Raw genomic sequence first — 7,941 nt, 5'->3', positions numbered from 1 at the left:
TAAAATAAAGCTGAAAATTTTTTCAGAAGCACTCAAACAATTAAATAAGGATTGCCGTGAGTGCTTGTAGCTTATTAATAATTGTGGGGATCCCTCAGGGTTTAGTCTTTAAAGCTTGGTTTTTTAATACCTTTACATACTAATGTGTTAGCTCTCATGCTTAACTTTTAGTATTTTTTATTAGCTTGGCGGCTTATGCAATATGCTTGTTTAATAGCGATAAGTAATAGATAGCCACTAAACTTGTACAATTTAAATAGTTTCTGACAACCTACTTTTGTTGCTTCATTTTTACTTATTCATCGGGGTTATAAATTTCGTTATTACTTTAACGTTTACTTGTTTGAATAAACTACCACCTTTAAAAAATCAATAAACCTTACCCTTGAAACTAAATTATATGACCTCATACCTATTTATAAGGTCATAAATTTAAGTGATCTATTTATCAATAAGTAAAAGGTGTATTTCGTAAAACTTCAGAGAAGTTTGTATTTTAAAACCGATTTATTTTATAAGGACAAAGCCATGACAAAACGCGTAATTGAGATGCCAGAGCTCGGAATGGGTACATTTCGTTTAGAGGGTGATACAGCCTATAATTCAGTAAAAATGGCACTAGAAGTTGGTTTTCGCCATATTGATACAGCACAAATTTACGGGAATGAAGAGCAAGTTGGTCAAGCGATAAAAGACAGCAATATTCCACGCAGTGAAATATTTCTAACGACAAAAGTGTGGAACAATAAGTTAAATAAAACAGACTTTATTCCAAGTGTTAAAAAGTCACTTGAAAAACTACAAGTTGAGTCGGTCGACTTATTACTTATTCATTGGCCATCGCCTGCTAACAACGAGGCAATGAGCGAATACCTCACCGAATTACTCAAAGCTAAACAACTTGGACTAACCAAGCATATTGGTGTATCTAACTTCACGATTGCTAATTTAAACGAAGCAATGCAAACCCTAGACTCGCGTGAAATATTTACCAATCAAATAGAAGTCCACCCGTATTTAACGAATACCAAATTGCGCGCTTTTTGCGCCCAGCATGATATTCATGTAACAGCTTACATGCCATTTGTTGTAGGTAAAGTACTCAAAGATCAAACTATTATCGACATCGCTAAAAAACATGATGCAAGCCCTGCACAAGTTGTTTTAGCGTGGGAAAACGCCAAAGGTATGACGACAATTCCGTCATCAACCAAGCGTAAAAACCTTGAAGATAACTTTAACGACAAAGCCGTTAAACTTGATGATGAAGACATTGCACGTATTGATGGCTTAGACTGTAACGATCGTCAAGCAACTCCTGACTTTGCACCTCAGTGGGATTAATAAACCGACTTAAAAAGTAAAAGTTAAACTATCTAATATAGGGTGTAGGCTTACTGCGCCCTAACTTTAAAAGGAATACACATGTTAACGGTTATAGCTGTACTGTCGTGCAAAAATATTGATGCTGAAGTAATGCTTACAGCACTTGAAAATCTGCAGCAATCATCACGCCAAGAAGTAGGGTGCTTACGCTATGAGTTATCGGTAAAAAGTGATTCTGAACATACAGACTATGTAGTAAGCGAACAGTGGGCGTCAAACGAGCATTTTGAAGCGCATAAAGAAGAGCCTCATTTTAAAGCTTTTGGCATGCAAGCAACAGGGCTTTTAACAAGTAGCAGTATCGATGTGTATAAAACAATTGGTTAAAATATTAGAACCTTGTTAATTTAATATTTAGAACAACTAGATAAAACAACTTCCTAGTTCTGGCACAATTTTCTTATTGTTAAATAGACCCCATACACAATCAGATTGGTATTATTCAAGAACAAACGCTATTCGTAAAACTGATTATCATCAGTAAAAAGGCTCTTTATCGTATCGATAAAGAGCCTTTAAGGGAGTATATATTTAGAGTTTAATACTGCTACTGTCTATGACGATGGTAATCACAGCAAATAGACTTTACTTTTAAATTAATAAAAACCCAAAATCGATTTTTTAGATTAAAAGTTCACACTTACATTGGCAAAAAAGCGTCTGCCAACAGCATCGTAAATAGCTTCATTGCCACCACTTGCTGAAATATACGCAGGTGGTAATTTGTCAGTTAAGTTTCTAAGTCCGAAACCAATGCTGGTGTTGTCAAATAAATTGTAATTAGCCGAAATATCATGCGTTATAATAGATCCCACATAACCAGGTTTTAGATCTTCTTCAATATCGCCATCTGGAGATAAGTCAAAACGCGCTGAGCGGTCAATATAACGAGTTGTCCAGTTAAGTGTAAGGTCGTTGTAATTATACACAGCTGAGAAACGGGCCTGCCATTGAGGGTCACCAACTTCACCATCTTCTACATTCACTGTATCTGGGCGACTTTGAAATTCAAAATCTTCAAGCTCAAGCAAGTGATTTACAAATAAGTTTAACTTCAATTCACCCTCTAATGAGTAATCAGCCAAATTCATATCATAATCAAAATCAGCTTCAATACCACGAGTTGTGGTAGCCGCAGCATTTAAATAACCAGAACGAACTAAAGCAATATCGTTTGTTGTTGGATCTCGATCAACTTGTGAACAAAAGCCTGCATCGAGTCCGCCAGCTGCGTCTACACAGTTATCAATTACGCTTTGTGTTGCAATAAATGAAATCGCATCTTCAATTTCAATATCGTAGTAGTCGACAGTTAATGAAAAGTTTTCAAAAAAGCTAGGCGTCCATACTATACCCGCAGTTAATGATGTTGATGTTTCTGACTCTAGTTCAGGGTTACCACCACTAAACACATCAATACTTACATTATCATTTGCTTGGAAACCTGAGGCAATACCTAGGGCAGCACAGTTAGCTACACGATTTGGGTTATCATTAATGTTATCGTCATCACAGGGATCACTAATATTTGCAAAACCAGGTGACTGAGGGTCAAAAGCTTCTGTAATATTTGGTGCTCTTACTGCTTGGCCGTAAGTACCTCGAATACGAAGATCGTCAATTGGACGGTAAAGTATACCTACTTTCCATGCGTCAGCAGTACCTGCATGAGAATAGTCTGCAGTTCTGTATGCTGCGTCTAAACTTAGTTCTTTAGCAAAAGCGACATCAGTTAAAAATGGTAAGTTTACTTCTATAAATGCTTCAGTAACGTCAAATTCACCATAAGCATCTGGAGTTGCTGCATTTGATAAAAATCCGGCTTTAGTAAGCTCATCTGTAATTGTTTCTGATGTTTCTTCACGATATTCAAAACCAGTGGCTAATCCAATAGCACCACCTGGCAGCTCAAAAAATTCGCTAGTATCAAATGTTATGCTACCGCCAATAAATTCTTGGGTAATTTTATCTGTACGTGTTACGTCTGCAGAAACATAATCTTTTGCTGCCGCTGAAGCTTGATCAAAGCCAAAAGGGTTGTACGGTGTACATGCGTCGCCATTAATACTTGCAGGATCAGTGTAACCTTCACCTTGCAAACTCTCTACTTGACTTCTACATGCCGCTTCTCCGGTTGTCGGATCGATAACAGCATCAACTGCTGCGGTTAAGTTATCAGGTATTAAATCATTGAGTGTTTTACGACGGTTATCAGTTCGACCATAAGAGTAATAAACATCGTAATCAAAATCAGTTTCACTTAGCGTGAATAAGCCTTTAAAACCAGTAACTAAACGAAACAATTCACGTTTATTATCGGCGCTACGATTACCTAGCTCACCAAAGAATTTCGAAAAGCTTACATTTGTAGTGCCTTCACTAAGAAGCTGTTGACGCAAACTGCTATCTAGATAAGGATTATTTTCTACATCTATATTCAGACCACCAAAATCAAAAGAAGGTTGAAATTGTTGCTCTATTTCTGAACGAACAAATTTAAAGTCACTGTAGAATGTATGATTATCTGTTAAATTATAATTTACCGTTGAGCCAACTGTTATTTTTTCAAGTTCAGGTAAAACATTTTCATAGTCTTGTGTATTAGCACAAAGCTCACATCCGTCTGGAAAGTTACCAAAAGCAAAGCTTCCTGTCGCTTCACGAGCTGGCATTAATTCTGCTGCACCACTGTTAGTAAAGCCATAAATACTTCCAGCATCACCAAATGGATTAATAACGCCATTTTCACTAATTCTTTCAGAAAGAACATTTGGTACCGTTAATCTATCTGCAATACCATCGTTTTCGCCTGTATCTAATGGGTTATTAACAGTACCGAAAGCATTTGTTTGGCGTAAATCATTTGCTAGAACTTGGCGAATTCGGTCTTTACCAGCAAAGAATGTAATATTACCTTTACCCCCCGCAATTTCTGTACCTGCAACAACGCTAAAGCTATGGTTCTCAGTGCCAACACCTTCTGTTGAATTACCTACAGAGGCATTAAACTGTAAACCATCAAAATCGTCTTTTAAAATAACATTTATAACACCTGATACGGCATCTGAACCATAAATAGCAGATGCACCACCGGTGATTACTTCTATTCTTTCAATTAGAGCTGAGGGAATAGAATTTAAATCAACTTGCGATGAACCTGGTGCTCCTGCAACATGACGTTTACCATTTACTAATACAAGCGTACGGGAAGCCCCTAAGCGTCTTAAATCGGCAGAACTAACACCAGCAGCAGCATTGCTATCATTGTTACCTATTAGCGTATCTGTTGCACCAATCGATGGCAGTTCAGCAAGAATACTGCCCAAATCGGGAGTGCCTCCTTTTGCAATATCTGCTGCGGTAATTGTCACAATAGGAGCTGGCTGAGAAAGCTTAGCTTTACTAATACGTGAACCAGTTACTTGAATTCGTTCTACTTTTTCTACTTCATCATCTTCAGCAGCAATACCTTGAAATGAAAAACCAGCTAGTAATGCACTGCTTAGTGCGACTGTTACTGTCGATTTTTTAAAAAAACCAACGTTACTTTTGTTATTAATTGACATTTAATTCCCCTGAATTGTTATTTTTGTAAATACCATGTTATTTGTACGCATTAAAGGGAAATAAATCAAGGTTATGTCAAGATAGAACTTATAAATATAATATCCTCAATTATGTTATGAGTGACCTCATATCAATTGACTATAATTGAGCAAATAAAATAAACATTTTAATTATTACTTAGTCGTTTTTAACTATTGGGAGGTAATAATTTATTTTTAACTTTAAGCTTATGATTTTTATGTCAATATGTAATGAAAAAAAAGAACCTTGCTATTGTTGTTCTTACCAATAAAAACAAATAAAAAACGAGTTAATATACAAGTTAGTTAACGATAAATAGGATTTTTTAGCATAGTAAAAAAAGTGACGATTTATGCCTGAGAAGTTACTTTGGTATTATTAAATGTTGCAGGGGAATTAATGATTACAGCAGACATTTTTATAGTAATTGAGTCTGTTGTTTTTATTATTTATGCAATATTTGTAATAAATAACAACTTGTTAACTATTTTGGGTGCCCTCAATTTATTCGGCATAATGACTTCATTATTCTATGTTTTAACTTAAATAAAGAAGTTAGATTTATATTTTTAATTAGACTAGGTCTAATAAATATCCTGTTATCAAATCAATATGACTTTTGTAAGATTAAGTTTACAAAAGTGTGGAGGGTTCGTTTTTAAATTTTGTTTTACAAGCCTAGTAAATTATTTTAGTGCTGGAGTAATGAGAGTCAAAATGATAATTGACTATGGTATTTATTTAAAATGGAGTTAAAGAGAGTAGAAAAACATATAATTACATACATTGATGATATAAGACTGTTTATAACAATATAAAAAGGATATTAAATGAAAGGTGCAGGTGGAAGCTCAGGTGGTATAGGGCATTTTTTTATTGGTTTAATAATGATGTGTGGTGGTTTTTACATGCTGCTAAACGCAATTTCGGTGACCTCTAATTTTGGACTAAGTTCTCGCATTTATAGTGTTAATGCTTTAGGTGGCTTTGGCGTTACAGGTGGCATGGTTATGATCCCGTTTATTTTTGGTGTGGGTCTCATTTTTTATAACTCTAAAAATATTTTAGGTTGGGTGCTATCTCTAGGTTCATTAACCGCATTAATCTTTGGCGTTATATCGAGTGTTCGATTTAGTATGCGTACTATGACATCGTTTGACTTAATTGTGATTATAATTTTAGCGTTTGGTGGCTTAGGACTTTTTTTACGCTCACTTAAGTCTATTGATACTTGATATATTTATTTAAATATAAGCATATAAAATATGAGTATTAATAGCTAAAATTGGCGTTTAATACAGTAATTCCTCCTCGTTACTGTTTCATCAGTAATGTATTATTTAAAGAGATAAACGTGAATAACTCAATACAACTTAAATTAGTCGCAACGCATTTTTTAACACAAAGAGAAGAAAACCCTGCCGTTTCAGATCTTCCTAAAGAATTAATATTAGATTCTGTTGATGATGCATTAGAAGTTCAAAAATTAATGATTTATTTAAATAATCAAACGGTATATGGCTGGAAGTGTATGTTGCCGTTAGATGATGGGTCGATTATTTTAGCACCTCTTTTTCATGCACCTATAGAGTCAACAGAGAGTTGTAGCCTTTATACAAAAAATAATAAGGCGGTAATTGAGCCTGAAATTGCCTTTGTTTTAGATAAAGATTTAGACGGTAATAAAACGTATACCAATGAAGATGTAGATGCTGCTTTTGGTAAAGCACATCTTGCACTTGAACTGATTCAAAATAGGTTTTCGCAGGGATATGAGGCTACTTTTATTGAAAAACTTGCTGATGGATTATTTAATCAGGGTGTTTACCTCGGACCAGAAATTGATAAAGTAAAGGCATACGACGCAAGTGCTGTGAATATTGATATTAAGCAAGATGAGCAAGAGCTAAACCTAGCAGGAAAACACCCTGGTGGGCTTGCTCAATCTCCACTTTATTGGGCTATTAATTTTTTGTCTAGTAAAGGAATAACTTTAAAGGCTGGACAAGTGTTCATTACTGGATCTTATTGTGGCGTGGTTGAGCTAAATACTAATGAAAAAACTCATATAGCTTACGAAAACTTAGGTGCTTTTAACGTTACGTTTTTAGCTCGTTAGGCTCAATAGCTTATAAAGTTAAGAATAACTTAATGAAGGCGGTTACATACCGCCTTCATGTTAAAGCTAGTTATCTTTAGTTTTATATTTTTAATTTAAAACTAAATTATTCATGCCAAATGACACCACAAAATAGATAATAACTATTTTATAGATAAGTCGTATTTTAAAATAAGTGCATCTATATAACGAGTACGAAGTGTTTGCTGTTTTTCGTGATCGGCTCCATGGCTCAATGCGCGATTTAAAAGTTTCATGGCTGGGTGTAGTTGAGTACGTTCGTCTTGCTCTAAGCTCGCTTTAGTACGTAACTCTGTAATGTCGTCAACCACTAAACGCCCTATATCTACAGCAACTATTTCATCTATTAAGCCATTTTGTGTAAGTACACCGTACTTGCTACATAAAAACTGTTGCCATACCTGTTGTAAATGTTCTTCTATCTCGCACCCAAATAACTCTTCGTTAAACTCAAATCCTTGCTGTGCGAGCTTAGTTAGACTTGCTGTATATTGCTGTGCAAAGTAGTTAAATGCATGACTTGATGAGTCTATTTTTTGTTTTATAAGCCCTTGCCCCCAATTTACGCATCCGCGAGGGTAGTAATCATCGTATTCTTCACATTCATATAAACCAGAATATGAACTGCAGCTCATTTGATTTTTAATACAATAACTCGGTTTTGGGAAAATGCTCTGATCTTGCCAATGTTGAAGGGTATCTGCATCAATGTTTAATGCTTGGCATAGCTCATCGGTATGATAAAAATGAGTTGTTAAATAGTGAGATAAACGCATAAAGGCTCGCCTAATATTAAAAATACAAACACTGTTCATATGTACAGTTGT

General features: G+C 35.1%; 6 protein-coding genes. 4 read left to right on the top strand and 2 right to left on the bottom strand.

Annotated elements, in window-relative coordinates; all coding sequences use genetic code 11:
• The first annotated feature begins 528 nt into the window (after positions 1–528).
• Positions 529–1,344, top strand: coding sequence for a 2,5-didehydrogluconate reductase DkgB (dkgB, locus tag I6F65_RS11335; RefSeq protein WP_197112928.1), 816 nt, complete (start codon positions 529–531; stop codon positions 1,342–1,344).
• Positions 1,345–1,425: 81 nt separating this feature from the next.
• Positions 1,426–1,713: a putative quinol monooxygenase gene (locus tag I6F65_RS11330; protein ID WP_166109509.1), complete on the top strand. Its 288-nt coding sequence runs from the start codon at positions 1,426–1,428 to the stop codon at positions 1,711–1,713.
• Between the two features lie 299 nt (positions 1,714–2,012).
• Here the strand turns inward: I6F65_RS11330 and I6F65_RS11325 are convergent, their stop codons facing one another.
• The gene (locus tag I6F65_RS11325) at positions 2,013–4,952 is read right to left on the bottom strand and encodes a TonB-dependent receptor (RefSeq protein WP_166109511.1); all 2,940 of its coding nucleotides are present in this window, start codon (positions 4,950–4,952) and stop codon (positions 2,013–2,015) included.
• 852 nt (positions 4,953–5,804) lie between these two features.
• Between I6F65_RS11325 and I6F65_RS11320 the strand changes: the two genes are divergently transcribed.
• Positions 5,805–6,209: a hypothetical protein gene (locus tag I6F65_RS11320; RefSeq protein WP_002958658.1), complete on the top strand. Its 405-nt coding sequence runs from the start codon at positions 5,805–5,807 to the stop codon at positions 6,207–6,209.
• A 119-nt stretch (positions 6,210–6,328) separates the two neighbouring features.
• Positions 6,329–7,093: a 2-keto-4-pentenoate hydratase gene (locus tag I6F65_RS11315; RefSeq protein ID WP_166109513.1), complete on the top strand. Its 765-nt coding sequence runs from the start codon at positions 6,329–6,331 to the stop codon at positions 7,091–7,093.
• 143 nt (positions 7,094–7,236) lie between these two features.
• Here the strand turns inward: I6F65_RS11315 and I6F65_RS11310 are convergent, their stop codons facing one another.
• Positions 7,237–7,890, bottom strand: coding sequence for a DUF6058 family natural product biosynthesis protein (locus I6F65_RS11310; protein ID WP_166109515.1), 654 nt, complete (start codon positions 7,888–7,890; stop codon positions 7,237–7,239).
• Positions 7,891–7,941: the final 51 nt, after the last annotated feature.

It is taken from the genome of Pseudoalteromonas sp. SWXJZ94C, assembly GCF_015864385.1.
In the GTDB taxonomy this organism is placed as follows: domain Bacteria; phylum Pseudomonadota; class Gammaproteobacteria; order Enterobacterales; family Alteromonadaceae; genus Pseudoalteromonas.
The sequence above is the reverse complement of the archived record's forward strand: the minus strand, read 5'-3'. Positions and strand labels throughout refer to the sequence as shown.